The following is a 25637-nucleotide window of genomic DNA, read 5'->3' as shown; positions in this document are numbered from 1 at the left end:
ATCTCCAAGAAAATCCTTATTTAATATCGCCCAATGTAACGGAATTAAGAATCGATGACTGACTATAAAGATACTCTGAATCTACCTGAAACAGGGTTTCCAATGCGCGGAAATCTGGCTAATCGTGAGCCAGAAATGCTTAAGCGTTGGTACAAAGAAGATCTTTACGGCGCAATCCGTGCTGCAAAGAAAGGTAAAAAATCCTTCGTATTACACGATGGCCCTCCATACGCCAACGGTGATATTCATATTGGTCACGCGTTAAACAAGATTCTTAAAGACATTATTATTAAATCAAAGACACTTTCTGGCTTTGATGCTCCCTACGTTCCAGGTTGGGACTGCCACGGTCTTCCAATCGAACTTATGGTTGAGAAGAAAAAAGGCAAGCCGGGGCAAAAAATCTCTGCGGCTGAATTTCGTGAAGAATGTCGCAAGTACGCAGCAGGTCAGGTTGAAGGTCAAAAAGAAAGCTTCAAGCGTTTAGGTATTATGGGCGAGTGGGACAAACCATACCGCACTATGGACTTTGGTACTGAAGCGAACATCATCCGTGCTCTAGGTAAAATTGCCGACCAAGGTCACTTGTTGAAAGGTTTCAAACCTGTTCACTGGTGTACTGATTGTGGTTCAGCACTAGCAGAAGCGGAAGTAGAATATAAAGATAAAGTATCGCCTTCTATCGACGTTCGTTTTAAAGCTACAGATCAAGCCGCGACCGTGGCGAAGTTTGATTGCAAAGAAGGTCACCAAGGTGAAGGTGATGTGTCGATTGTTATCTGGACGACTACCCCTTGGACACTGCCTGCCAACCGCGCGGTATGTTTACGTGACGATCTTGAATACGTATTGATTCAAGTTGAAGCGAATGGTGAACAACCTGCTGAGCGTATTATCGTGGCTTCAGAACTAGCGAAATCTGTGATGGATCGCGCTGGTATCGAGCATTTCCACAACCTAGGTTTTGCCACTGGTAAAGATCTAGAGTTAACGCAATTTGCTCACCCATTCTACGATTTCAGCGTTCCTGCAGTATTGGGCGATCACGTCACAACCGATTCTGGTACCGGTGTGGTTCACACTGCTCCTGGCCACGGTCAAGAAGACTTCGTAGTTGGTAAACAATACGATTTAGAAGTGGCTAACCCAGTGGGTTCTAACGGCGTTTACTTGCCAGATACTGAGCTATTTGCCGGTCAACACGTCTTTAAAGCGAACGATTCGGTACTTGAAGTATTGAAAGAAAAAGGCGCACTTTTACATCACCACGCTTACGAGCACAGCTACCCACATTGCTGGCGTCATAAGACTCCAATTATCTTCCGTGCGACGCCACAATGGTTCGTATCGATGGATCAAGCGGGTCTACGTGCCAAAGCATTAGGTGCTATCAAAAATGTTGAGTGGATGCCTGAGTGGGGTCAAAGCCGTATCGAAGGTATGATCGAAGGTCGCCCAGAATGGTGTATCTCTCGTCAACGTACTTGGGGCGTGCCAATCGCTTTATTCGTCCACAAAGAAACGGCTGAACTGCACCCTAATTCTCCTGAGCTTATCGAGAAAGTTGCTAAGCTAGTAGAAGAAAAAGGCATTCAAGCGTGGTGGGATGTTGATGCCGCTGAACTAATGAGTGCAGAAGATGCCGCTAACTATGAGAAAGTACTTGATACGTTAGATGTATGGTTTGATTCAGGTGTGACTCACTACGCGGTTGTTGATCACCGTGATGAGTTCAATGGTAACAGTGCGGATCTATACCTAGAAGGTTCAGATCAACACCGCGGCTGGTTCCAATCATCATTGATCACGTCAATCGCAATGAAAGATGAAGCGCCTTACAAACAAGTATTAACACACGGTTTCGTGGTAGATGGTAAAGGCCGTAAGATGTCGAAATCTATCGGTAACGTGGTTGCGCCAAAAGATGTAACCAACAAGCTGGGTGCTGACATTTTACGTCTATGGGTAGCTTCAACTGACTACACTGGTGAAGTAGCGGTTTCTGATGAAATCCTAAAACGTAGTGCGGATGCGTATCGTCGTATTCGTAACACAGCACGTTTCTTCCTAGCGAACCTAAACGGTTTCAACCCGGCAACTGATATGGTCGCGCCAGAAGATATGGTGGCACTGGATCGTTGGGCGGTAGCTCGTGCACAAGCGGCACAAACTGAAATCGTTAAAGCGTATGAAGAGTACAATACTCACGGCGTAACACAGCGTTTAATGCAGTTCTGTTCAATTGAAATGGGCTCATTCTACCTAGACGTGATTAAAGACCGTCAGTACACCGCGAAACAAGGTGGCCACGCACAACGTAGCTGTCAAACTGCGCTTTACTACATCGTAGAAGCACTGGTTCGCTGGATGGCGCCTATCATGTCATTCACTGCTGATGAAATCTGGAACGAAATGCCAGCTAAACTACCAAACGGTGAAGCTCGCGATCAGTTCGTGTTTACTGGTGAGTGGTTCGACGGTTTATTCGGTCTAATTGAAGGCGAAGAGCTAAACAACGAATTCTGGACGCAAATCCAAACGGTTCGTGCTTCAGTGAACAAATTGCTAGAAGCGGCTCGTAACGACAAAACCATTGGTGGCTCACTACAAGCGGAAGTGACTCTGTACGCAGATGACGCATTAGCTGCAACCATCAATAAGCTTGAAGATGAATTACGTTTCGTACTATTAACTTCTAAAGCACAAGTGAAACCACTAAGCGAGAAAACTGATGCTGCCAAAGAAACCGAAGTAGAAGGTTTATTTGTAGAAGTAGCGGCTTCAGCAGCTGAGAAGTGTGACCGTTGTTGGCACCATGTGGCCGATGTTGGCACCATTGCTGGCCATGAAACCGTATGTGGCCGTTGTGTGACTAACGTTGATGGCGACGGCGAAGTCCGCAAGTTCGCATAATGAGTAATCTTATTAAACAAACAGGGCTTCGCTGGCTATGGCTGGCAGCTCTGGTGTTTTGCTTAGACATTGGCATTAAGTTAATCGTTATGGATAACATGGGATACGGTTGGGCAAACCGTATTGAAGTGTTGCCATTTTTTAACCTACTTTATGTTCATAACCTAGGTGCAGCATTTAGCTTCTTAAGCGATCAAGAAGGCTGGCAGCGTTGGTTGTTTTCTGGTATTGCATTTGCCGTGACTGGTATGTTGATGTGGTGGATGCGTAAGCTACCTGCCACTGAGCGTTGGAATAACGTGGCCTATGCTTTGGTGATTGGCGGCGCACTTGGTAATGTATTTGACCGAATTGTGCATGGTTTTGTGGTGGATTACCTCGATTTCTTCTGGGGAAATTATCACTGGCCAGCTTTTAACTTGGCAGATTCGGCTATTTGTATCGGCGCTGTTATGATTGTGCTTGACGGCTTTCGCTCTAAAAAAGAGCAACCAGACGCCTAATTCGTTACTCAAGCCTCAGTTTAAAAGCGCCATTGGTTTTCCAGTGGCGCTTTTTTATATAATCCGTTAACGTTTCTCGTGGCTCGAATCTCGTTTCTCGGGTAAAGATGATTTAAAGAATAAGGATTTTTCGTGTCGATAATTACAGAAAATAGTACGGTCACTTTGCATTTTACTATTAAGCTAAAAGATGGCTCGGTGGCTGATAGTACCCACAATATGGGAAAAGCGGCTAAATTTACTATGGGCGACGGTAGTTTAAGCCCTAACTTTGAAACTTGCCTTATCGGTTTAACGACCGGCGAAAGCAAAGCGATAGAGCTTGAAGCCAAAGATGCTTTTGGTGAGCCTAATCCAGATTTTATTCAATATATGGATAAAAATCGTTTCAATGGTCAAGAGTTAGAGGTCGGCACCATCATGGCGTTTAATGGCCGAGATGGCATGGAAATTCCGGGCATTATTTCTGAAGTGACTGGTGAATCTGTAAAGGTTGATTTTAATCATCCACTTGTCGGTCAAGATGTGGTTTTTGACGTAGAAATCTTAGCCGTAGAATAGCTGACATTTAGGGATAATGGTTGCCTGTAAAAACGTTATCGGTAGAATAGCGCCATTCATTGCCGCTTAAGTGATCAGAGATATGACCCAAGACATGAAAATTTTGTTAGCCAACCCACGTGGCTTCTGCGCTGGTGTAGACCGTGCGATCAGTATTGTTGAACGTGCATTAGAAATGTATCAGCCGCCAATTTATGTTCGTCATGAAGTGGTACACAATCGTTTTGTGGTTGAAGGCTTAAAGCAGCGTGGCGCAGTGTTTGTTGAAGAACTTTCAGAAGTGCCAGATGACAATATTGTTATCTTCTCAGCGCATGGTGTTTCTCAAGCGGTTCGCCAAGAAGCCAAAGATCGCCAGTTAACGGTTTTTGATGCGACTTGTCCTCTGGTAACCAAAGTACATATGGAAGTAGCTCGTGCGAGTCGCCGCAATATGGAAGTCGTGTTGATCGGTCATGCGGGGCATCCAGAAGTGGAAGGCACTATGGGCCAATACGCCAGCGCAACGGGTGGCATGTACCTAGTAGAGCGTCCAGAAGATGTCGCTAACCTAGTAGTAAAAGATCCGACTCACTTACATTATGTTAGTCAAACCACACTTTCGGTTGATGAAACCTCTGATGTTATTGATGAGTTGCGTAAAACCTTCCCAGAAATTCAAGGGCCGCGTAAAGATGACATTTGTTACGCCACACAAAACCGTCAAGACGCAGTTCGTATTTTAGCCGGTAGTGTTGATGTGATGGTTGTGGTTGGCTCGAAAAACTCGTCAAACTCAACACGCCTAAAAGAGCTATCGGAAAAACTGGGTACGCCTGGTTATCTCACCGATTGCCCTGAAGACATTAACCCAGCTTGGTTTGATGGCAAAACTAAAGTCGGCGTTACCGCAGGCGCATCAGCTCCTGAAGAGTTAGTTGATCAAATCATCGACCGCATCAAAGAACTTGGCGGACGTGATGTAGAAGAAGTACTAGGCCGCGAAGAAAATATGTTCTTTGAAGTGCCAAAAGAGCTGCAAATTAAGAATGTAGAGTAGCGGGGCTCGGAAAAGACGTTTCTCGTCGCTCGGAAGAGATAGTTCGAGATAAAATCAAAGAAGGTCGCTAGATGAAAATCTAGCGGCCTTTTTGTTTTTTAGGTTATTCTATTTTGAAAAGTTGTCATTCTGAATCGTGAGGGACGAACGTAGTTTAGGATCTCCCTTATTATGTTGAGACTCAAATCGTGGTAGGAGATCCCGCATCTTCTTCGCCTAGGCTCATGTGCGGGATGACGAGGTGGAAAATTGGTTCTAGTCCTGAATTCACCTTGTACTTCAAAGTGTTAAGTTACATTTAAAAATCGTCATCCTGAATAGTGAGGAACGAACGTAGTTCAGGATCTCCCACAGAAAGTAGTTTGGCGTAACCAACCCCATCCAGCTTCCCCTTATATCGACTTCTGCTGCCAAGTGGCTTCATCTATCAAGGGGAAGAGCTAGTCTTTGTTGCTTGTAGTTGCAATATCTACCCAAGATTCACCGCACATTATTAGAGCGTCATTCCAGCCGAGCCTAAGCGAGAGCAGGAATCTACTTATCACGCGCTGAATATTTACAGTGTTTTTTTACGCTAATACCATTACACAACAAGCGATCACACATAACTCCCTCCCTTTACCAACGGAAAATACTTGGCATCAAGATTTATAGCCAAGGGAGGGTTGATATGAGTGACTTATTTATGCCCCATTGTGCGTTAGATTTTTACTCATTCACATCCTGTTAGTATATTTCCCCCTACCTAATATAATCTGAACTGGTAATAAATTAGTTTTATAAACTTTGTCACACTTTGCTGATTAACTGCTTTCTGTTTCTTAAGTTATTGATTTTTAGTTTAATTAATATAATAATTGCATTAAAAGAAAAGGTGCTGTAACAGTTTGTCAGATGCATTTTGTTTAGTGTTTAAGATATTGTTTAATATTAGTTTGCTGTACAACCCTAGCATATGGTGTGATAAGCGGCCTTAAAGGATAAAGGAACCCTAAATGAAAGTAGACAGATGGGAAGAATACCAAACTTTCTTTCAACTAATCATACTCAGGTATCTTGTTGTGTGGTTCTCATTAGTCCCAGTAATTGCGGGGATTATAAACCAACTCCCAACTCCTTTACCAATTACTCTAATGGGGGTTACGTATAATATTGAACTAACTCTTCCATTTCATTGGCAACTACTCTGGCTGTCTTCTCTATCTTTTGTGATAGCTTTGGGGGTGTTTAAGCTTTTTTGCCCCAAATTCGTCCAAAAATACAGTAGTTTTTCTGAGTACAGTTCATACAACAATCACCCAAGGTGGCTAGCTTGGGAAGCTCATGGCTTATTAAAAAACGCAAACATAGATCAAAAGAAAAAATTAGTTGAACGGCTGAGTAAAAAAAAGTACCTCACCAAGTTGGAAGTTAATTTGGATAAAGACTTGTGTGATGAGCCTAAAGTTCACGAGAAGCAGACCGTAATTAAATTTAGAGTAGATGGTCAGTCCTATGAATTTGGAATGCCAATAATAAAGGACGAACATGATGAGAGTTCTGAAAAGGATGTGTTCTATGAGCTATTCGGCAGATATTCGGAAAGTTACTACGCAGTTAGGTGCACAATAAAGATACTCTTGATAATTAGTTTAGTGCTCTTTTTGTGTGTACTATGCCAACATATATTTAATGGTGCTGGTTTCGTTTGGGAGTGGATATTAGAAGTAAGGAACAAATGAAGTCATATAAATATTATGCAGGTCTCACTAGTCAAGTTGGGTTCTGTGCTACTCCACTTCGATTAGACCCTTATAACCGATGTCAGTTTTCTTGTGAGTATTGTTTTGCCTTAACAAGACAAGGCTTTGGCCGACGGGGAGAGTTGAAAGTTGGAAATCCATCTTCTCTTCTAGATAGGCTAACTCGGGTATCTAACGGTAAAGTCAGTTCAGCTCTTGATGAACTAATAGAGCGTAGAGTTCCTTTCCAACTGGGTGGCATGTCTGATCCATTTACAAAGTTAGAATCTAGAGAAAAAGTCACGTTAGAGTATTTAAAAATTCTAAAAGAGTTTAACTACCCAGTTATTGTAAGTACAAAAAGTGACGAAATAACCCGTGATGAATATTTAGAGATAGTTTCTGGCTCAAACGCTTATGTTAGATTTTCGACGACGATAGTCGATTATGAACAAAGACATAGAATCGATAGAGGATGTGTAGCAATAGAGGACTTGGCAAAGTCCGCTAAGGTACTTGATAGTGAAGGTATTCCAGTTTGCTTTAGGTTTCAGCCAATAATTCCGGGACATGAGAAATTCTTCAGTCACGTTCTAGATTTAGCCGCTTCGTCTAGTGTAAAACACATTTCTGCTGAGTATTTAAAGTGTCCTATAGATGCAAACAAAAAGTTTGGCAGTAAGTTAATCGACATATTGGAAGGGAGCCCCATTAGTTATTATAAAAAACTTGGCGCATTAAAACAGGGGAGAGAATACATACTTCCAGCTAGCTATAGAGTGCCTAACTTAACAGAAATAGCAGTTCAAACTAGGTCTAAAGGTATGAGTTTTGGTTTTGCAGATAATGACTTGCTTCTACACTCGGATGGCAATGCATGCTGTGCTGCTTCAAACTTGTATTTAGAAAATGCTAATTACTTCACGGCTAACATCGTCTCATTAGCAAAATCAAAGTCTATAGGAGAAAAGTTATATTTTGAAGATTACCTATCTGGATGGGTTCCCAATAGTGCGATATCTACCTATCTCAATTCAAAGGCTCGACTTTCCATTATAGACACAGCCCAACCCGAATGGTTGAACTATCTCCGAGAGATGTGGGTTGGAAAGTTAGGTGTTTACAATCCCGAGTATTTCGATGGTATTGAAAAAACAAATGAAGTGGATAACTATGATTTACCTGTTTTTGTTAGAACGGCTTCAAAATACTCTGATATACGTGATCTGAATAGTCAATATATTCAGTCGACTTCGAAATAATGCAACATCTTGAATAAAAGAAAGCAGTTAAGTGAAGTGTCATTTCTTTAGAGCGTTATGTAATACATGGCTCTATCATTGGGCTTTTTAGTACCCTTGAAGAGTGATTTTCATTACTTCTTATTATGCCAAAGACTTATATTTGTTTTACTCTCACTTGTTTCTGCCCAACGTTGAGTTATCCATCTCTCTAGCTCAATTTATGTTTAAAAGCTAGATCCCGCATCTTCTTCGCTTAGGCTCATGTGCGGGATGACGGGGCCGGAGCGATTCATTTTTGTCCAAAATGATACCTAATTAACTCAAAATTACTAATCGTAAGTGCCTTATCAACCGTTCTTCATATACAAAAAAACCGATAGTCTCTCAACTATCGTCTTTATCTTTTCCGAGAAGCTGCGCGCTCTAGCGACGAGCTTCCGAATATCGCTTTCAACTATAAAAACAAAAAAACCGACAGTCTCTCAACTATCGGTCTTTATCTTTTCTGAGAAGCAACGCGCTCTAGTTTCGAGTTTCCGAGTAACGCTTATACCGTCTCAGGTTTTGCGTTCAACTTATCTTCTTCAGTTTGGTCGAACTCTGGGTCGCCTTTACCTTTAGAAATTTTAATCACGTAGCCTGTGATAAATAGCATTGCTACAACACCAATAATGGTTGAGGTTTGCATCGGTAAGCCAAATCCTAATGTACTGTTGTTTAAAATAAAGGTTATACATACCGTAGTCATAAACATGGCAGGAATTGTAGTGATCCAATGGAATTTGTTAAAGCGCAGTAGGTAAGCAGATGCAGTCCATAGCATCATTACCGCAGTCGTTTGGTTAGCAAAACCGAAGTAGCGCCAGATAATACCAAAATCAACTTGAGTTAAGATGCCACCGATAACAAACAAAGGCATCGCCATTAATAAACGGTTTTTCAGCGTTTTTTGTTCAACGTTAAAATATTCAGCCAAGATTAAACGACTTGAACGGAAGGCAGTATCGCCAGAAGTAATTGGAAGAATAACCACTCCTAGGAAGGCGATAATACCGCCAAACACACCTAATAAACCAAATGATGATGAGTAGACCACATTGCCTGGGCCACCGTTTGCGACAGCATCGCTTAATGCATCCATTGATCCAAAGAAAGATAGAGCAATCGCACACCAAATAAGCGCAATGACACCTTCACCGATCATGGCACCGAAGAATACAAAGCGGCCATTCTTTTCGTTTTCAATACAACGTGCCATCAGTGGTGATTGAGTCGCGTGGAAGCCTGAAATCGCGCCACAAGCAATGGTAATGAATAGGGCTGGCCATAAAGGAAGATCATTTGGGTTCATGTTAGTGAACATATCGCTAAATTGGTAGCCAGATAAAATCGAGTAGTCACTAGAAAATGCGATAGCACTGATAAGACCAACAGACATGAAAATTAATAGGAAACCAAATAGAGGGTAAAAACGACCAATAATTTTATCAACAGGTACAAGCGTCGCTAAAATATAGTAAGCAAAAATAACCACTACCATTGTTCCCATCGAAACAGAGAAGTTTGATTGTTCATTGACTAAATTGGAGATCATTCCAGCTGGCGCTGAAACAAAAACCACGCCGACTAATAGCAGTAAAATAATCGCAAACACATTCATAAAGTGTTTTGCGCCTTTACCCAGGTAGCGACCTGTAATGGAAGGAACCGAAGCTCCGCCGTTACGAATAGAAAGCATGCCAGAGAAGTAATCGTGAACCGCACCTGCAAAGATACACCCTAAAACAATCCAAAGCATCGCAGCTGGGCCGTAAAGGGCACCCATGATTGGGCCGAAAATTGGGCCGACACCAGCAATGTTTAATAGTTGAACCAGGTAAACTTTCTTGTTCGACATTGGTACATAATCGACACCATCTTGCTTAGAGTAAGCCGGAGTAGTGCGGTTTTCATTAATGCCGAAAACTTTTTCAACGAAAGCTCCGTAAATAAAGTAACCAGCAATCAATGCGGCTACACAAAAAAGGAACATCATCATAATTATTGTCCTGTTCAATAAAAGGGTTGAGGAGTACGGCATACATAATAATCCCAGCCTTAGTAACAAGCATTTAACCTTTTGATGAGTGGTCGCATATACAATTGAGCGGTCACTACTCTTAGTAAGTGGTTTTATTGTTAACTTAGTGGCGCTTTTCGATTTGTTTTAAATGTGACCTGTGTAATAGTTGTGATAAATATCAGTGTGATGAACAGAAGGGAATATCAATGAATCAAGCTCAAGTTAAAAAGTGGATTAGAAATCTTGGTGTAATAGCAGGGCTACTTTTAGTGGCAGCTTGTACTAGCACTGCGGAAGATTACGCCAAAGCGGGTGACTGGAATGCGGTTGGTTATTCTGATGGTATTAAAGGTAAGCAACACCGTACCGCGGGAGACTTTAAAGATTACGGCGCGGTCAATATTAATGATTATGCTGACGGCTATTTAAAAGGTATTAACGAATACTGTAACCCTAATCATGCTTATCAAATTGGTTTGAGCGGCAATTATTATGAAGGTGTATGTGAAGGAACGCCTGATTCACAAAAGTTCCGTATGGAATGGCAACGCGGTTGGAATGATAGTCAGCTGAATAACTAATGTTATCGCATATCTGTGAATAGTTAATAATAGGTAGTATGTTCGATGATCACTGAAGATCTAGGTTTGATGCTTGCCGCTGTTGGGTTAGTAGGGTTAGGGTGCCAATGGTTGGCATGGCGAATGAAGTTGCCAGCGATTTTATTTCTATTGATCGCCGGTTTTATTATTGGCCCGATTACGCATATCTTTCAGCCGAATGAAATGTTCGGCGATTTGCTCTTCCCCCTTATTTCCTTAGCCGTTGCGGTGATCTTATTTGAAGGTAGTTTAACGCTGAATTTAAAGGAGATCCGCGAAGTAAACCGAACCGTGATCAACATTGTCACTATCGGGGCATTAATTACTTGGGCGATTACCAGTGTCTTCACCTTTTATTTGCTCGACTTTAGTTGGCCGTTGGCGCTGTTATTTGGCAGCTTAACCGTGGTGACCGGTCCTACGGTAGTGGTGCCACTACTGCGCACAGTAAGGCCAAAATCCAAGTTGGCCAACATATTGCGTTGGGAAGGGATTTTAATCGATCCAATTGGTGCGCTCTTTATCGTAATTGTCTACGAATTCATTGTTTCTAGTAGCAAGATGCACAGTTTGCATGTGTTCGGTTTGATCTTATTGATCGGCATCGTACTCGGTGGTTTAGCGGGAATATTACTAGCTCAGCTATTAAGACGCCGTTTATTACCTGAGTATTTACAACCATTTGCGGTGCTAACTTTAGTACTCGGCGTGTTTGCAGTTTCTAATGCTTTGGAGTCTGAGTCTGGCTTATTGGCGGTAACCGTAATGGGTATGTGGCTTGCGAATGCCAAAGGCGTCAATATCCAGAATATTCTGCACTTTAAAGAAAACCTGACCATTTTACTGATTTCTGGGTTGTTTTTAATGCTTTCCGCGCGAATGGAATTAGCAGACTTTGCCACTCTAGGTGTTGCCTCGGCGGTACTGTTTGCCGCAATACAATTAGTGTCCCGCCCAATTGCGATCTTTATTGCCACTATCGGCAGCAGTCTTAACTTTAAAGAGAAATTCTTTATTGCTTGGGTGGCGCCACGAGGCATTGTTGCGGCATCTATTTCGTCATTATTTGCGATTAAGTTAGTTGATTCCGGTGTAGAAGGTGCGAGCTTGCTGGTTCCGTTAACCTTTATGGTGATTGTGGGAACCGTGGTACTGCAAAGTATTACTGCGAGGCCATTAGCCAATGCGCTGAGTTTATCTGAGCCTTCGCCAAGAGGCTTCTTGATTGTCGGGGCAAATGATGTTGGCCGAACCTTCGCTACTGCTTTACAAAAATATGGCTACCGAATCGTCATCACAGATTCTAACTGGGAGTACATTCGTAAAGCTCGCATGCAAGGTTTGGAAACCTATTACGGCAACCCGATTTCCAGCCATGCAGAAGAATATTTGGATTTAATCGGCATTGGTAACTTGATCGCAGTAACGCCAGATAAGCACTTTAATGTGGTTGCCGCAAAATACTTTATGGCGGAATTTAGCGAACGCCGAGTGTTTTTCTTAAATGGCAAAAGCAAAGAAAACCAGCATGAAAAGCACCGCTTAGCAGAAGAAAAACATGGTCGAGTTTTATTGGGTGATGATGTTAGTTATAAAAAACTGGCGAGCCTGATTAACCAAGGTGCTGAGATCAAACACACCAAATTAACCGCTGAATTTAAGTGGCAAGATTATGTGATGAAATACGTTGATGGCCATCGTCTATCGCTGTTTACCGTGGATCCTAAAGGTAATATTCATATTCTTTCTAACGATAGTACTCATACTACGGAAGAAGGGTGGACAGTGGTGAGTTTGATAAAAGAATAGGTTCGAATCTCGTTGCTAGGGCGCTTTGCTTCTCGTGGCTCGGAAACACTATCGAGCCACGAATACCGAGAAACGTTTTCCCACTACCACACAAGCGGTGTGTTTTTGTTTTCCAAAGCCGATGATTTGCGCCAAGCTTGCTTTACTGACAGGAATCGAAGCAGAAGACGAGACATCTTTTTTGGCATCGCTGTGTGGATCATGAATAAAGAAAAACTGTTCATTCATGCCGGATAAAATAATCCAATGCGGCTCTTTGTAGCCATTAAATCGATACGTGCTGATTAATAATAGTACGCACTTGCCTTGCTCAATCCATTGTTCAATTTGCTGATTATTCGGTGGGGCGCTAATCGACGCAATACCGAGCGCTTCCGCTTGTTGGCAGAAATCTTGGTGAACAATTTCAATCACTTCTTTTTTATTTGCATCGCGCACGCTATCAATAAAAGGTGTCGATTGTGATTGAGTCCAGAGCTCAACTTCAAAGCCACGTTTCTTAGCAGCTAACGCCAAACCATGTCCGCTGCAACCTCCGTGACCTCCTGCCATAAAAATGGTGGTGGCCTCACGCCACAGCTGTAATTCTTCTTTTCGTCCGAGCTGAAATTGTTTATCTAAGGTTGAAAATGCCATCAATAAACAAGCCGCGCCACAAGTGAAAGGCGTGGTTTGAATATACAGCGGCATCGTCAATAAAGTTTTAGGTTGGCTGGCGGTCAAACGCTTTTGCATTCGAATTCCATCGGCTAAATCATCGTAATAATGGATCAGCACTTTTAATGGTTTGTAGCCGAGCTTTTGATATAAATTCTTCGCGGCAATATTGTCATTTCTGACTTCTAGGCGTAATGTGGTTGAACCTTGTTCTAAAGCAGATTGTTCGCAAATTTCAACCAGTTGCTGAGCGATTTGTTGGCCACGAAACTCCGGGTTAACCGCAATAGAATAAAGGCGAGACAGTTGTGTTCCTTGATGGAAAAGGAGAAGAGCATAACCGGCTATTTGTTGCTGCTGTTGAGCCACAAACACCATGCTATGTTGAGATTGAATAAAGCGTTTCATTTGTCTTGGCGCAATGGTATCACTGCTGAATACTAGGTTTTCTAGTTCAATTAAAGCGGGTAAATCTTGTAGCGTTGCTCGGCGAAATTCCATCTTACTGCCCCACCTGATAATGATCATGGCGCGTGTCTTACTTCAAGATCACGGCTTAATGATTAGATACGACAAATTGTTTTTTTGCTAGAGGAAAATGGATTCATGGCAAATTTTGTTATTGTGACAGATAAAGACAGCGACTGGCGTCAGTACTTTCCTTCTGACCAAGTTGTCACCGTCGATCAGTATCTTCAACCTAGCTTCTTATCGGATAAATCAGAAAAGCATAAAAGCGTGCAAGTTCTTAATTTATGCCGTGATTATGGCTACATGAGTAATGGTTATTATTGTTCATTATTGGCCGAAGCGCGTGGGCATCGGGTTATTCCTAGAGTCATGGCGATCAATGATGTTAATCAGCCATTTGTCATCTCTCTTCCTGAACAAGACCTGAATAAACACTTTGTTGATGCAGAGCAAGTAGCCGGTAAAGTGTATTTTGGTCGCACCAATATTAAAGGGCTAGAAAAAGTCGCTCGTCGTTTGTTTGAGCACTTTATGATCCCAGTGTTAGATATCGAATTGAAAAAGCATGGTAAGCAGTGGCAATTAGCTAAGGTTGCGCCGTTTCCGTTTCAAGATTTAAACAATCAAGAACAAGATGTGTTTGCTCAGTCGTTAGAGTTGTTCTCCAATAAAGTGTGGCGTAGTTCACCGAAACCAAGTAAACAATATCGTTATGACATTGCGATGCTGGTGGATCCGGAAGAAAAAATGCCACCGTCAGATTCAGTGGCGCTTAATCGTTTTAAGAAAGCTGCCAATCGTTTGGGGATGAGCCTGCAGACGATTACCGTCGATGACTTTTCGCGTTTGAGTGAGTTTGATGGCTTATTTATTCGCGCCACCACTAACATCAGTAACTTTACCTACCGTTTTGCTAAGCGAGCGGAAAAGCTAGGTTTAGTGGTGATGGATGATCCTGAATCGATCATGAAGTGTACTAATAAAGTATTCCTGACTGAGTTACTGGATAGACACAATGTACCTGCGCCGAAGTCGATGATTTTACGTAGCTTTGATCCGAACTGGAAGCAAAGTTTGCTAGAACACATGTCTTTACCTTTAGTGCTAAAAATTCCGGATGGCGCATTTTCAGTGGGTGTAGTCAAAGTGACCGATGAATCAACCTTAGAAGCTAAAGCGGCGGAATTGTTTGATAAGAGTGCGTTGATTTTAGCGCAAGCCTTTATGCCAACCGATTTTGACTGGCGAATTGGAGTGATGAATCGACAAGCGATTTATGCCTGCCGTTATCACATGAGCCGCGGTCACTGGCAGATTTACCAACATCATAATAGCGGACGTACAACCTCTGGTAGCTTTGATACGTTAGACTTGAAACAAGTGCCTAAGAACGTAGTCGATACCGCAGTGAAAGCGGCGAACTTAATTGGTTCCGGTTTATATGGCGTCGATCTAAAAGAAATTGATGGTCACGTGTATGTAATTGAAGTGAACGACAATCCTAGTATTGACAATAAAGTCGAAGATCTGTGGTTAGGTGATTTGCTTTATGATCGCATTATGACGGAGTTTTTGCGCCGGATTCAGTTGAGAGGGTTTTAGCGAATCTCGTTGCTAGGGCGCTTTGCTTCTCGTGGCTCGGAAACACTATCGAGCCACGAATACCGAGAAACGTTTTTCGGATAGCATGGAAAGCTTTTCTCGCAACACTAAGCGAAGCGTTCACGCGACCCGTAACTACCATGCTCTTTCTAGTAGCGAAGCGAATCTAGGAACTCGTTACTAGGAACTTTTACACTATTCCCAACTCTTCTTTCAGTGGTTTCAAATAGCGACGGCTAATGGGTACCACTTGTCCACTTTGGGTGATCACTTCGCCTAAACCGTTATCGAGTAGTTTGATCTCTTTGATCTTTTGCGTATTGATCAAATACTGGCGATGACAGCGTAGTAGTTCCGTTTTTTCTTCCAATGTTTTAAGTGTTAATTGGCTGGTGGCGGTTTGCTGGGCGGTTTGAATATGAACGCCTGAAAGATCGCTAAATGCTGACTCAATTTCTTGCAGTGGAATGATCATGATCCGGTTGTGGCCCATGCAAGGCACTTGTTGTAAGCGCTTTGGTGTCAGGGCTTCGATTTGCGCTTGAGTATGCAGCGCTTCTTTGTTTTGTCCGGCTTTGAGCAAACGTTGAATACTTTTATCCAGTCGCTTGGGGTCGACCGGTTTTAGCAGGTAGTCAAAGGCATTGTCTTCAAATGCTTGAATGGCGTATTGGTCAAATGCGGTGACAAAAATAACGTGCGGCATAGTATCGGGATCAAGCATGCCGAGTAATTCAATGCCACTGACTTGCGGCATTTGAATATCAACGAAAACGGCCTCAGGTTTTAAGCTATTGATTTGCTTTAAGCCTTCAATCGCATTACTAGCTTGGGCAATCACTTCTACCAGACCAGTTTCTTGTAATAATTCGGTGAGTTCTTCACGAGCGAATAGTTCATCATCAATGACGATTGCAGTTAGCATTGATTATCCTTTATTGACCAATTTTTTCGTAAGGGATCAGAAAACTCATACGAGTAAATTGATCTTTATGACAATGGGTTTGCAGTGCGGCGGTTGGTCCAAAATGATTGGTCAAACGCTTATCCACTATTTCCATTCCTAAACCTTCATGATCGGGCTGCGGCGGAATAAAACTGCCCGCATTATCTTCCACTACGATCCGATAACCGAGTGAATTTCGTTGGCTTACAATGCGGATTTTACCACCTTCCAGTTTATTCGAAATACCGTGTTTAATCGCATTTTCAACTAAAGGTTGTAGGGTAAAACTAGGCAATGATTTTTCAAGCAATGCCTCATCAATATTGACTTCCACTTCTAAGCGGTCGGTAAAACGGGCTTTTTCAATGGTGAGGTAGGCATTCACATGTGCCAGTTCTTCTTTAAAAGTAACGGTTTCAATATTCTGTTTTAAGTTGCTTCTAAAGAAGTGCGAAAGATGTTGGATCAGTTCACGCGCTTTATTGGGATCGCGACGAATAATCGCACTGATGGTATTTAGCGCATTAAATAAAAAGTGCGGGTTTACTTGAGCTTGTAATAATTTAATTTCCGCCTGGCTTAGTAAGGCTTGTTGACGTTGGAAATCGTTATACAGAATTTGGCTAGAGAGAAGTTGCGCAATCCCTTCGCCCATTGAACGGTTAATATTAGACAGTAGCTTACGTTTCGGCTCATAAAGCTTAATCGTCCCGATCACTTCTTTACCAGCTCTTAATGGGATCACTAAAACTGAGCCGAGTTTGCAGTTTGGCGACAGAGAACATTGGTAAGGGGTTTCTCGTCCATCGAGATACATCACGCGGTTTTGTTCCATCGCTTGAATAGTGCACTCGGAAGAGATAGGGGTATTCGGTTTGTGGTGATCATCGCCAAGGCCGATAAAGGCTAAGATTTTATCTTTATCAGTAATTGCCACTGCACCTACATTGGTTTCTTCATAAATAATACGAACAATTTTTTCAGCATTGACCGAATTAAAGCCTGAATTCCAAATCCCGACACTGCGCTCAGCAATGGTTAATGCGCGGCGAGAAAAGGTGGCAGAATATTTTTCATAGATGGTTTTTCTATCCTGCAAGATGCTGACAAACAATGCTGCGCCAACACAGTTAGCAATGATCATTGGCGCGGCAATATTGGAAACAAGGGCATAAGCTTGATCAAATGGCTTGGCGACGGAAATGATGATCAGCATTTGGGCGGCTTCGGCAACAAAAGTGATCGCCAATACGATGATAGGATTAAACAGTTGCTCAGCTTTATCTTTTTTTACTAGGTAGAGGTGTAGTAGCCCGCCAATTAACCCTTCTGCGGTGGTTGAGATCGCGCAAGCGACATCGGTGAATCCGCCTAAACTATAACGATGCATTCCGCCAGTAAAGCCTACCGCAAAGCCAACAATCGGGCCGCCAAATAAACCACCCATCACTGCGCCAATGGCTCGAGTATTCGCGATTGCATCATTGATGTGTAAACCAAAGTAGGTTCCCATAATGCAAAACAATGAGAATAAAACATAGCAACTGAACTTATGAGATAAGCGAGAGGAAATGTTCAACAAAGGTAAAAAGATCGGCGTTTTGCTGAGCATATAAGCCAGCACTAGGTAGACGCACATTTGTTGAAGTAGAGAAAGTATTAAGTCCATAGTACCGAGTTTATTGGTTTATAGCTCATTGGCTAAAGTGGATGATATTCACGTTTTGTAAATTTAAAAATACAGGTGTTTATTTTTATTTACGATGTTTGGTGTTGAGGTTTTCAGGCTGGTGGCGCTTGCAAACTTTGTTAATGCTGTTAATTTGGAGTCATCAAACGCTGAGAGTTGACTCAGATATCCAGTGTATTAAAAAATTTACAGGTGACATTATGTACAAAAGCGAATTAAGCAATATCAACATCAGCGATGAACAAGTCATTATCACGCCGAATGAACTAAAAAAGAAAATTCCATTAAGTGAGAATGCTCGTCAGTTTATTCAATCATCACGCCAAACTATCTCTGACATTATACATAAGAAAGATCACCGTTTGCTGGTTGTTTGTGGTCCGTGTTCAATTCATGACATCGATGCTGCCAAAGAATACGCAAAACGTCTTAAAGCATTATCAGCGCAACTGGATGATCAAATCTACCTAGTGATGCGTGTTTACTTTGAAAAACCACGTACTACTGTTGGTTGGAAAGGTTTGATTAACGATCCGCATTTGGATAACTCATTCGATATTGAACAAGGTCTGCATATTGCTCGTCAGCTATTAGTCGATTTAGCCGAAATGGAAATTCCACTAGCGACTGAAGCATTGGACCCTATCAGTCCTCAATACCTTGGTGATACATTCAGCTGGGCTGCAATTGGCGCGCGTACTACAGAATCTCAAACTCACCGTGAAATGGCCAGTGGCTTATCGGTTCCGGTTGGCTTTAAAAATGGCACCGATGGCAGTTTAGGTACCGCCATTAATGCGATGCAAGCCGCTTCTTCTAGCCACCGTTTTATGGGGATTGATAGTGATGGTCAAGTCGCATTACTGACAACCCAAGGTAATGGCAATGGTCATGTGATTCTACGTGGCGGCAAGCAAACCAACTACGATTCAGTGTCGGTTAATGAGTGCGAACAAGAGATGGCGAAACATGGATTAGATGCCGCATTGATGGTTGATTGTAGTCATGCCAACTCACGTAAAGATTACCGTCGCCAGCCACTAGTGGCAGAAGATGTGATTCACCAAATTCGCGAAGGCAATAAGTCGATTATTGGCCTAATGATTGAAAGCCATATTAATGAGGGCAATCAAGGTTCTGATATTCCATTGTCTGAAATGCAATACGGGGTATCGATTACCGATGCTTGTATTAACTGGGATACCACCGAAACCTTGTTACGTCATGCACATAAAGAATTAGTTCCGTTTTTACAAAACCGCTTAAAAGGGTAGAGTAGGGGTATCAAAAGGAATTAAGCACTATACCCTGCGTACTTGAAGCTGCAGCTTTGTTAACTGTGTTATTCACCCCAATCACATAGGCAAGCTATGCTCATGGGGCCTCATTCACTTGTCGCCTCACTGCAACTCCAATTACTTTGGGTATTATGAAGTTAGGAAAAATAAATGGCCGTTGAATTAAATGAATTAAGAGATCAAATCGACGCCGTGGACAAACAAATCGTTGAGCTTCTGGCTCAACGTTTGTCTTTGGTAGAAAAGGTCGGCGAAGTAAAAAGCAAACATGGTTTACCGATTTACGCACCGGATCGTGAAGCGGCGATGTTGGCTTCTCGTCGTGAAGAGGCGGAAAAGCGTGGCGTTCCACCGCAACTAATTGAAGATATTCTGCGCCGTACTATGCGTGAGTCTTACGCCAGTGAAAAAGATTCCGGCTTTAAGTGCCTAAACCCTGAATTGCGATCTATTGTGATTGTGGGTGGTAATGGTCAGCTCGGCGGCTTATTTAAGCGCATGTTTGAGCTTTCTGGTTATCAGGTGAAAATCTTAGGTAGTCAAGACTGGGCGAACGCAGAAGAAATCGTTAAAGATGCAGGAATGGTGGTGGTCAGCGTGCCAATTCACTTAACTGACTCGGTAATTAAAAAACTACCGGCATTACCAAGCGACTGCATTCTATGTGATTTAACCTCGATTAAAGCAGAACCGCTTGCTGCAATGCTTGAAGCACATACTGGCCCAGTGGTTGGTTTGCACCCGATGTTTGGCCCAGATATTCCAAGCATGGCAAAACAGGTAATTATTTGTAGTGAAGGTCGCCAACCTGAAGCTTATCAATGGTTGCTTAAGCAATTTGAAATTTGGGGTGCGAGTATTTGTGCGATTGATGCAGAAGAGCATGATAACGGCATGACTTTGATTCAAGCGCTGCGTCACTTTACTTCTTTTGCTTATGGTTTGCATTTATCTAAAGAAAACCCAAATCTCGATACCTTAGTACAGCTAAGCTCTCCGATTTATCGTTTAGAGCTGGCAATGGTAGGTCGTCTATTTGCGCAAGATCCTGATTTGTACGGCGATATTATCATGTCGTCACAACGCAACATCGACATGATCAAACGCTTCCATCAACGCTTTGGCGAAGCCATTGAAATTTTAGATCATCGTAATAAAGCAGAATTTGTTAAGCAGTTTAATTCGGTATCGGAATGGTATGGAGACTACTCTCAGCAATTTATGCGTGAAAGCCAAAACTTGTTAAAGCAAGCGAATGATGCAATGCATCGCGGCAAGTGATTAGTTAATTATATTTGAGCCTTCTATTATCGATATTTTCTTATTGATAAAACAAGGCTCTTTATTCTTCCACTGTTACCCATCCACCTTCTTCTATCCCAAAATCTTGTAATCCTTCTTTTCTCTTTATTTTCTCTTGTCTGGTGAGTTTGCTTGGTTGGTTTGCAATATCATTGATGGGTTGCTTGCTACTCATTGCCAAGAGTAGTTGCAAGTTAACCGTGCGATTAAGCTGCTTAACTAGGTTTGCCCAAGGAACGTATGATTGCTTGTTAAATAGCTGCTCGATGTTTTCGGGTTGCCATTGCATAAAATCTTGTGGATCTAAGGTTTTGCCAATAAAGCGAACTTCGTAGTGCAAATGTGAACCTGTTGAGTTGCCACTGGTGCCACAAAATCCTACTCGGTCACCTTTCTCGACAAATTGCCCCGGCTTGACTGCAAATTGGTTTAGATGAGCATAGAGAGTGGCAAAGCCCAAGCCATGACGAATCTTTAATAAGTTGCCGTAACCTTGGTTGCTGGCGCGGGTCATTTCAACTACGCCATCGGCGGTTGCAAAAATAGGTGTGCCAAGTGGGCAGGTTAAATCGGTACCTAGGTGTCGTTTCCATTTTCCGCTAATGGGGTGTAGTCGGTCTCCGTAAGGCGAGGATATTCGTCGATAGTCGACCGGAATATCATTGGGGATCATGCGAAACAAGCTAGCTTCAATCGCTGGTGGCAGAGGGAAGGTAATTTGCTGTGAGTTGCCTATTGTTGCGAGAGCTTGTTCGAAGTTGACTGCAGGGGGCGCGATTGAGTTATCGCTAAGGTTATCGATCTGATCATGAGCTTGTTCCTGTAAAGCGTCTTGCAGATTTTGATTGGTGACAAGTTGCTGCTGGTACTGCTCTTTATAGAATTGTAATTCTTGGTTGAGAATATCGAGTTCATTTCGGCTATTTTGCCACTGAGTAATGGCTATCCATGTGGTTGAAAATAAAAAAATAATCGAAGCAATCGAGAATAATTTGAATAGCTTTTGGCCTACTATGTGCTTAAAGATCATCATAGGCCAAATACTCTGTTCGCGCTTGGCGGTAATGCGAGAGTGTAGGCTGTTCGGCAATGTGGAATCTAAGTCAGACATAAAGCACACAAGGTTAAAAATCTGGATAGCTTATGGTCTACAGCAATTTGTGGGGTGGGAAAAGGTTGGGCTAAATTAGGCGATAAAATTTACAGCGCTGTTCTCATTTTGAGACGAGGAAACCAATTCGGAAATCTAAACAGAAAAAATAAAGCCATCACATAGAGCAATGGCTTTAGTGGTTGGTAGCAGTTTAGGCAGGCTAATAGATGACTACCTAGTCCATAACTACTTAGTTACACGCTTATACTTGATGCGGTGAGGTTCAGCAGCCGCTGCACCTAAAGTTTGTTTCAACCACTCGCTGTACTCAGTGTAGTTACCTTCGTAGAAGTTCACTTGGCCTTCATCACGGTAATCAAGAATGTGCGTGGCGATACGGTCTAGGAACCAACGGTCATGCGAGATAACCATGGCACAACCTGGAAACTCAAGTAAGGCTTCTTCAAGTGCACGTAGCGTTTCAACGTCCAAATCATTGGTTGGTTCATCGAGTAGTAACACGTTGCCGCCGGCTTTAAGCAGTTTGGCAAGGTGGACACGGTTACGTTCACCACCAGAAAGCTCACCAATGATTTTTTGTTGATCAGAACCACGGAAGTTAAAGCGTGAACAGTAAGCGCGCGCTGGAATTTCAAAGTTGTTGATCTTGATGATATCAGAGCCTTCCGAGATTTCTTGGAAAACGGTGTTGCTATCATTCATGCTGTCACGGAATTGATCAACCGAAGCCAGTTTCACTGTTTCACCTAGTTCAACGGTGCCTGAATCTGGTTGCTCAGTACCACTTAACATTTTGAATAGCGTTGATTTACCCGCACCGTTGGCACCAACGATACCAACAATGGCACCTTTCGGCATGCTGAAAGAGAGGTTATCAATAAGAACGCGATCACCAAATGACTTGGTTAGGTTTTTCACTTCAAGCACTTTATCGCCTAAACGTTCACCTGGCGGAATAAACAGCTCGTTGGTTTCATTCCGTTTTTGGTGATCGGTTTGGTTCAGCTCTTCAAAGCGCGCCATACGGGCTTTGGATTTCGCTTGACGGCCTTTTGGATTTTGACGAACCCACTCTAACTCTTTCTCGATGGTTTTCTTACGAGCATTTTCAGATGACGCTTCTTGCGCTAAACGCTCATCTTTTTGTTCTAACCATGAGGTGTAGTTACCTTGCCATGGAATACCTTCACCACGGTCAAGCTCTAAAATCCAACCAGCAGCATTATCCAGGAAGTAACGGTCGTGGGTGATCGCTACCACAGTTCCGCTGTAATCGACTAGGAAGTGCTCAAGCCAAGCGACAGATTCAGCATCTAAGTGGTTGGTTGGTTCATCAAGTAGTAACATATCTGGCTTTTCAAGCAATAGACGACAAATAGCCACACGGCGACGTTCACCACCAGAAAGGTGTTCAATTTTGGCATCCCATTCAGGAAGACGAAGGGCGTCTGCGGCACGCTCTAGAGCATTTTCTAGGTTGTGACCATCTTTAGCTTGGATTAATGCTTCCAGTTCGCCTTGTTCTTTCGCAAGCGCATCAAAATCGGCGTCAGGTTCAGCGTAGGCTGCGTAAACCGCATCAATTCGTTTTAATGCATCTGCGACATCTGCCACCGCTTCTTCTACAATTTCACGTACCGTTTTAGATTCATCCAGTATCGGTTCTTGAGGAAGGTAGCCAATATTAAGACCTGGTTGAGGGCGTGCTTCACCATCAATATCGGTATCAATACCAGCCATGATACGAAGTAGGGTCGATTTACCTGCACCGTTTAGGCCTAGAACACCAATTTTGGCACCAGGAAAAAAGCTTAGTGAGATATCTTTCAATATTTGACGTTTCGGTGGCACAATTTTGCTCACACGAGACATGGTATAGACGTATTCAGCCATAGCCGCTCGGATCCTATTCTTGAGAATAAATTGAAAAGCTTAGTTTACTCTTTCTCACATAAGATTCACACTAGATGAATGTAAACAAGGGTATTATGCTTATCGAGTAAGTTGTTTTTTTTTGAAAGTAACAGTGAACTCAACTCATTAAAATTTATCAATATTTATAATTTCACGTGATTTGTGAATTCATTATCAGGGAAGTGTCAAGTTCATGCTGAATTGTAAAAAGACTTTATTTCTTTGTGTGGTATCGGTGAGTGCAGCGTTATCGGCCGCTTCCGTTACTGCTCAGTCGATTAGTGCTACTCACGTGAAAGAGTCTAAAATTACTGATTCAACAGAGAAAAAATTATCACCACTTGAGCTTCAAAGGCAAATTTATGAGCAAGCTCAAGACTTACTCGATAAAGACGATGTGCAGGCGTATCAAGAACTTCGTCCACAAATTGCCAATTATCCGTTAACGCCTTATGTGGATTACCGAGTTTTTCTGACCGATATCGAACATCGAACACCTGAAGAGGTGAATAGCTTTACTGAAAAGTACCAATCTTTTCCATTTTCAGCTCGCGTAAGGGCCAATTATCTTGATGCGTTAGCCAAAACCAACCAATGGAAGTTACTAACGGAATATCAAACCGAAGAGCCTAGAGATCAACGATATCGTTGCCACTACTATTTTGCTAAGTGGACGCAAGGTGAAAAAGAACAAGCTTATAAAGGCGCGCAAGATTTATGGCTAACCGGAAGTAGTGTGTCTTCGGCTTGTGATCCTTTGTTTGATGAATGGGCGAAAGCTGGCTTGCGTGATGATGAGATCATTTTGCAGCGTATGTTACTCGGTTTCAAATCGAGCAATTCACGCTTATTCAAATATCTAGATAATATGCTGACTAGCGAGCAAGCTAAGCGTCAATCGAAAGATCTACAAGCTTTATATGCCGATCCAAGTCAGGTATTAGAGTTCAGTAAAAAGTCAAAAATTACCCCATTCAACCAGCAGTTAACCGAATATGCATTTAGACAATTAATTCGTAAAGATACTGCTAAAGCGGTGGAAGATTACGATCAGGTAATAAAAGGGCAAAAGTTGCCTCAGTCTGCGCAGGTTGAATTATCTAACTACGCCAGTGCTTGGTTGATGAACACCAGTTCAAGTAAGCTAGCAAAATGGCGCGATCAAATGCTGAGCAAGCAAGGGCTAACCAATCGTCTTGAACGACGCGCTCGTATTGCGATTCAAAATGGTGACTGGCATGATTTATCTCAATGGATCAATAAGCTGCCGAAAGAGGACCAGGAAAGCTTGCGTTGGCAATACTGGTTAGCGCGAGTGGAGTTTGCTCAAGGTAAAGATAAACAAGCGACTCAACGTTTAAAGAAGATGTTAGGCCAGCGTAACTTTTATAGTGCTGCCGCAGCAGACTTGCTGGGTGAGCCAATTCGCTATCAAAGTAAGATTTTGAATGAAAAACTGCCTGATATTTCGAAAAACCAAGTAGCGCTTGATCGGATTGCTGAAATGATCGCGGTCGATAAAATTTATGCGGCGAAAAGTGAATGGCGTTGGTTGTTATGGCACAGCACCAAAAGTGAAAAGAAAGCATTAGTGAAGTACGCCACCAATAAGCGCTGGCATAATTTTGCTGTAGTAGGAACGATTGAAGCGAAAATGTGGGATTACACGAGTCTACGTTTTCCAATTGCGCACCGCTGGTGGTTTAACTTCTATTCAGAACAAAACAATGTTCCACTCATTACCTTGATGTCTTTGGCGCGTCAAGAAAGTGCTTTGGATGTCGAAGCCCGCTCTCCCGTTGGCGCGAGAGGGATCATGCAAATTATGCCGACAACCGCTCAGCATACTGCAGATGTGTATGACCTAGAATACAGTGGTGCTGACGAGTTGTATGATATCCAAAAGAACATTGAGATAGGCAGTTCTTATCTTGGTGGCTTACTGGATGACTTTAATCATAATAGAATTTTTGCTTTTGCCGCTTATAATGCAGGACCGTACCGCGTGAAACAGTGGCGCGCACGTACTAATCAAAGTGTTGATGCGTACTCATTTATTGAAGCGATTCCTTTTGATGAAACACGTGGTTATGTGCAAAATATTCTAATGTTTGAAACCTATTATCGTAATTTGCTTGGTCAAGGTGGGGCGTTTTTAACCCCTCAAGAAGTAAAGGAAAAATATTAAT

At 42.5% G+C, this 25637-nt stretch carries 18 protein-coding genes; 12 read left to right on the top strand and 6 right to left on the bottom strand.

The features are described from left to right. Window positions 1-54 precede the first annotated feature (54 nt). The 6 genes from ileS to K358_RS0107400 all read left to right on the top strand — a co-directional run bounded on the left by ileS (window position 55) and on the right by K358_RS0107400 (window position 7999). Entirely contained in the window at window positions 55-2913 is a 2859-nt protein-coding gene (gene ileS, locus K358_RS0107425; protein ID WP_027696231.1) for an isoleucine--tRNA ligase, read from the top strand. Next, window positions 2913-3416 (top strand): signal peptidase II, encoded by a 504-nt coding sequence (gene lspA / locus K358_RS0107420; protein WP_027696230.1) that lies wholly within the window; start codon window positions 2913-2915, stop codon window positions 3414-3416. The genes ileS and lspA overlap by 1 nt, the downstream gene beginning before the upstream one ends. Window positions 3417-3548: 132 nt before the next feature. Then, on the top strand, window positions 3549-3977 hold the full coding sequence (gene fkpB / locus K358_RS0107415; RefSeq protein WP_027696229.1) for an FKBP-type peptidyl-prolyl cis-trans isomerase: 429 nt from the start codon (window positions 3549-3551) through the stop codon (window positions 3975-3977). An 82-nt stretch (window positions 3978-4059) separates the two neighbouring features. Continuing rightward, a complete protein-coding gene (gene ispH, locus K358_RS0107410; RefSeq protein ID WP_038149986.1) occupies window positions 4060-5016 on the top strand; it encodes a 4-hydroxy-3-methylbut-2-enyl diphosphate reductase in 957 nt (318 codons plus the stop codon). A 995-nt stretch (window positions 5017-6011) separates the two neighbouring features. Further along, entirely contained in the window at window positions 6012-6737 is a 726-nt protein-coding gene (locus K358_RS0107405; RefSeq protein WP_027696227.1) for a hypothetical protein, read from the top strand. Continuing rightward, window positions 6734-7999 (top strand): radical SAM family protein, encoded by a 1266-nt coding sequence (locus K358_RS0107400; RefSeq protein WP_027696226.1) that lies wholly within the window; start codon window positions 6734-6736, stop codon window positions 7997-7999. The genes K358_RS0107405 and K358_RS0107400 overlap by 4 nt, the downstream gene beginning before the upstream one ends. A gap of 529 nt (window positions 8000-8528) precedes the next feature. Here K358_RS0107400 and K358_RS0107395 read toward each other — a convergent pair. Beyond that, the gene (locus K358_RS0107395) at window positions 8529-10019 is read right to left on the bottom strand and encodes a carbon starvation CstA family protein (protein ID WP_027696225.1); all 1491 of its coding nucleotides are present in this window, start codon (window positions 10017-10019) and stop codon (window positions 8529-8531) included. A gap of 230 nt (window positions 10020-10249) precedes the next feature. On the opposite strand from K358_RS0107395, the gene K358_RS0107390 reads away from it, so the two are divergent. Both K358_RS0107390 and K358_RS0107385 read left to right on the top strand, forming a co-directional pair. After that, window positions 10250-10624, top strand: coding sequence for a DUF2799 domain-containing protein (locus K358_RS0107390; protein WP_083962779.1), 375 nt, complete (start codon window positions 10250-10252; stop codon window positions 10622-10624). A gap of 45 nt (window positions 10625-10669) precedes the next feature. Further along, window positions 10670-12454 carry a cation:proton antiporter gene (locus tag K358_RS0107385; protein WP_027696223.1) on the top strand — a complete coding sequence of 595 codons (1785 nt, stop codon included), beginning with the start codon at window positions 10670-10672 and terminating at the stop codon, window positions 12452-12454. Window positions 12455-12502: 48 nt separating this feature from the next. On the opposite strand, the gene K358_RS0107380 is transcribed toward K358_RS0107385, so the two are convergent. Beyond that, window positions 12503-13612: a GNAT family N-acetyltransferase/peptidase C39 family protein gene (locus tag K358_RS0107380; protein WP_027696222.1), complete on the bottom strand. Its 1110-nt coding sequence runs from the start codon at window positions 13610-13612 to the stop codon at window positions 12503-12505. Window positions 13613-13717: 105 nt separating this feature from the next. Here K358_RS0107380 and K358_RS0107375 point away from each other — a divergent pair, with 105 nt between their 5' ends. Beyond that, entirely contained in the window at window positions 13718-15184 is a 1467-nt protein-coding gene (locus tag K358_RS0107375) for a RimK family protein (RefSeq protein ID WP_027696221.1), read from the top strand. Window positions 15185-15374: 190 nt separating this feature from the next. Here K358_RS0107375 and btsR read toward each other — a convergent pair whose 3' ends face one another. Together btsR and K358_RS0107365 are read right to left on the bottom strand one after the other, a co-directional pair. Continuing rightward, window positions 15375-16109, bottom strand: a complete 735-nt coding sequence (gene btsR, locus K358_RS0107370; RefSeq protein WP_027696220.1) for a two-component system response regulator BtsR — start codon at window positions 16107-16109, stop codon at window positions 15375-15377. Between the two features lie 10 nt (window positions 16110-16119). Next, window positions 16120-17799, bottom strand: coding sequence for a sensor histidine kinase (locus K358_RS0107365; RefSeq protein ID WP_027696219.1), 1680 nt, complete (start codon window positions 17797-17799; stop codon window positions 16120-16122). A 221-nt stretch (window positions 17800-18020) separates the two neighbouring features. Between K358_RS0107365 and K358_RS0107360 the strand changes: the two genes are divergently transcribed. Together K358_RS0107360 and tyrA are read left to right on the top strand one after the other, a co-directional pair. Beyond that, on the top strand, window positions 18021-19094 hold the full coding sequence (locus tag K358_RS0107360; RefSeq protein WP_027696218.1) for a 3-deoxy-7-phosphoheptulonate synthase: 1074 nt from the start codon (window positions 18021-18023) through the stop codon (window positions 19092-19094). Between the two features lie 174 nt (window positions 19095-19268). Then, a complete protein-coding gene (tyrA, locus tag K358_RS0107355) occupies window positions 19269-20399 on the top strand; it encodes a bifunctional chorismate mutase/prephenate dehydrogenase (protein ID WP_027696217.1) in 1131 nt (376 codons plus the stop codon). Window positions 20400-20460: 61 nt separating this feature from the next. Here the strand turns inward: tyrA and K358_RS18195 are convergent, their stop codons facing one another. Both K358_RS18195 and ettA read right to left on the bottom strand, forming a co-directional pair. Continuing rightward, window positions 20461-21531 carry a M23 family metallopeptidase gene (locus K358_RS18195; RefSeq protein WP_051241236.1) on the bottom strand — a complete coding sequence of 357 codons (1071 nt, stop codon included), beginning with the start codon at window positions 21529-21531 and terminating at the stop codon, window positions 20461-20463. A gap of 228 nt (window positions 21532-21759) precedes the next feature. Beyond that, window positions 21760-23427, bottom strand: a complete 1668-nt coding sequence (gene ettA / locus K358_RS0107345; RefSeq protein WP_027696216.1) for an energy-dependent translational throttle protein EttA — start codon at window positions 23425-23427, stop codon at window positions 21760-21762. Window positions 23428-23641: 214 nt separating this feature from the next. On the opposite strand from ettA, the gene K358_RS0107340 reads away from it, so the two are divergent. After that, window positions 23642-25636 carry a transglycosylase SLT domain-containing protein gene (locus tag K358_RS0107340; RefSeq protein WP_027696215.1) on the top strand — a complete coding sequence of 665 codons (1995 nt, stop codon included), beginning with the start codon at window positions 23642-23644 and terminating at the stop codon, window positions 25634-25636. Window position 25637 lies beyond the last annotated feature (1 nt).

The sequence above is a fragment of the Vibrio litoralis DSM 17657 genome (assembly GCF_000426765.1).
In the GTDB taxonomy this organism is placed as follows: Bacteria; Pseudomonadota; Gammaproteobacteria; order Enterobacterales; family Vibrionaceae; genus Vibrio; species Vibrio litoralis.
Note: the sequence above shows the minus strand (reverse complement) of the source record. Positions and strands in the feature narration are given on the sequence as shown.

Coding starts and splice junctions, on each gene's coding strand:
- ispH (WP_038149986.1), top strand. CDS start 4,060: ATGACCCAAGACATGAAAATTTTGTTAGCCAACCCACGTGGCTTCTGC.
- K358_RS0107380 (WP_027696222.1), bottom strand. CDS start 13,612: ATGGAATTTCGCCGAGCAACGCTACAAGATTTACCCGCTTTAATTGAA.
- ileS (WP_027696231.1), top strand. CDS start 55: ATGACTGACTATAAAGATACTCTGAATCTACCTGAAACAGGGTTTCCA.
- K358_RS0107395 (WP_027696225.1), bottom strand. CDS start 10,019: ATGATGATGTTCCTTTTTTGTGTAGCCGCATTGATTGCTGGTTACTTT.
- K358_RS0107360 (WP_027696218.1), top strand. CDS start 18,021: ATGTACAAAAGCGAATTAAGCAATATCAACATCAGCGATGAACAAGTC.
- K358_RS0107365 (WP_027696219.1), bottom strand. CDS start 17,799: ATGGACTTAATACTTTCTCTACTTCAACAAATGTGCGTCTACCTAGTG.
- ettA (WP_027696216.1), bottom strand. CDS start 23,427: ATGGCTGAATACGTCTATACCATGTCTCGTGTGAGCAAAATTGTGCCA.
- K358_RS0107385 (WP_027696223.1), top strand. CDS start 10,670: ATGATCACTGAAGATCTAGGTTTGATGCTTGCCGCTGTTGGGTTAGTA.
- K358_RS0107400 (WP_027696226.1), top strand. CDS start 6,734: ATGAAGTCATATAAATATTATGCAGGTCTCACTAGTCAAGTTGGGTTC.
- K358_RS0107375 (WP_027696221.1), top strand. CDS start 13,718: ATGGCAAATTTTGTTATTGTGACAGATAAAGACAGCGACTGGCGTCAG.
- K358_RS0107340 (WP_027696215.1), top strand. CDS start 23,642: ATGCTGAATTGTAAAAAGACTTTATTTCTTTGTGTGGTATCGGTGAGT.
- K358_RS18195 (WP_051241236.1), bottom strand. CDS start 21,531: ATGTCTGACTTAGATTCCACATTGCCGAACAGCCTACACTCTCGCATT.
- tyrA (WP_027696217.1), top strand. CDS start 19,269: ATGGCCGTTGAATTAAATGAATTAAGAGATCAAATCGACGCCGTGGAC.
- K358_RS0107390 (WP_083962779.1), top strand. CDS start 10,250: ATGAATCAAGCTCAAGTTAAAAAGTGGATTAGAAATCTTGGTGTAATA.
- K358_RS0107405 (WP_027696227.1), top strand. CDS start 6,012: ATGAAAGTAGACAGATGGGAAGAATACCAAACTTTCTTTCAACTAATC.
- btsR (WP_027696220.1), bottom strand. CDS start 16,109: ATGCTAACTGCAATCGTCATTGATGATGAACTATTCGCTCGTGAAGAA.
- lspA (WP_027696230.1), top strand. CDS start 2,913: ATGAGTAATCTTATTAAACAAACAGGGCTTCGCTGGCTATGGCTGGCA.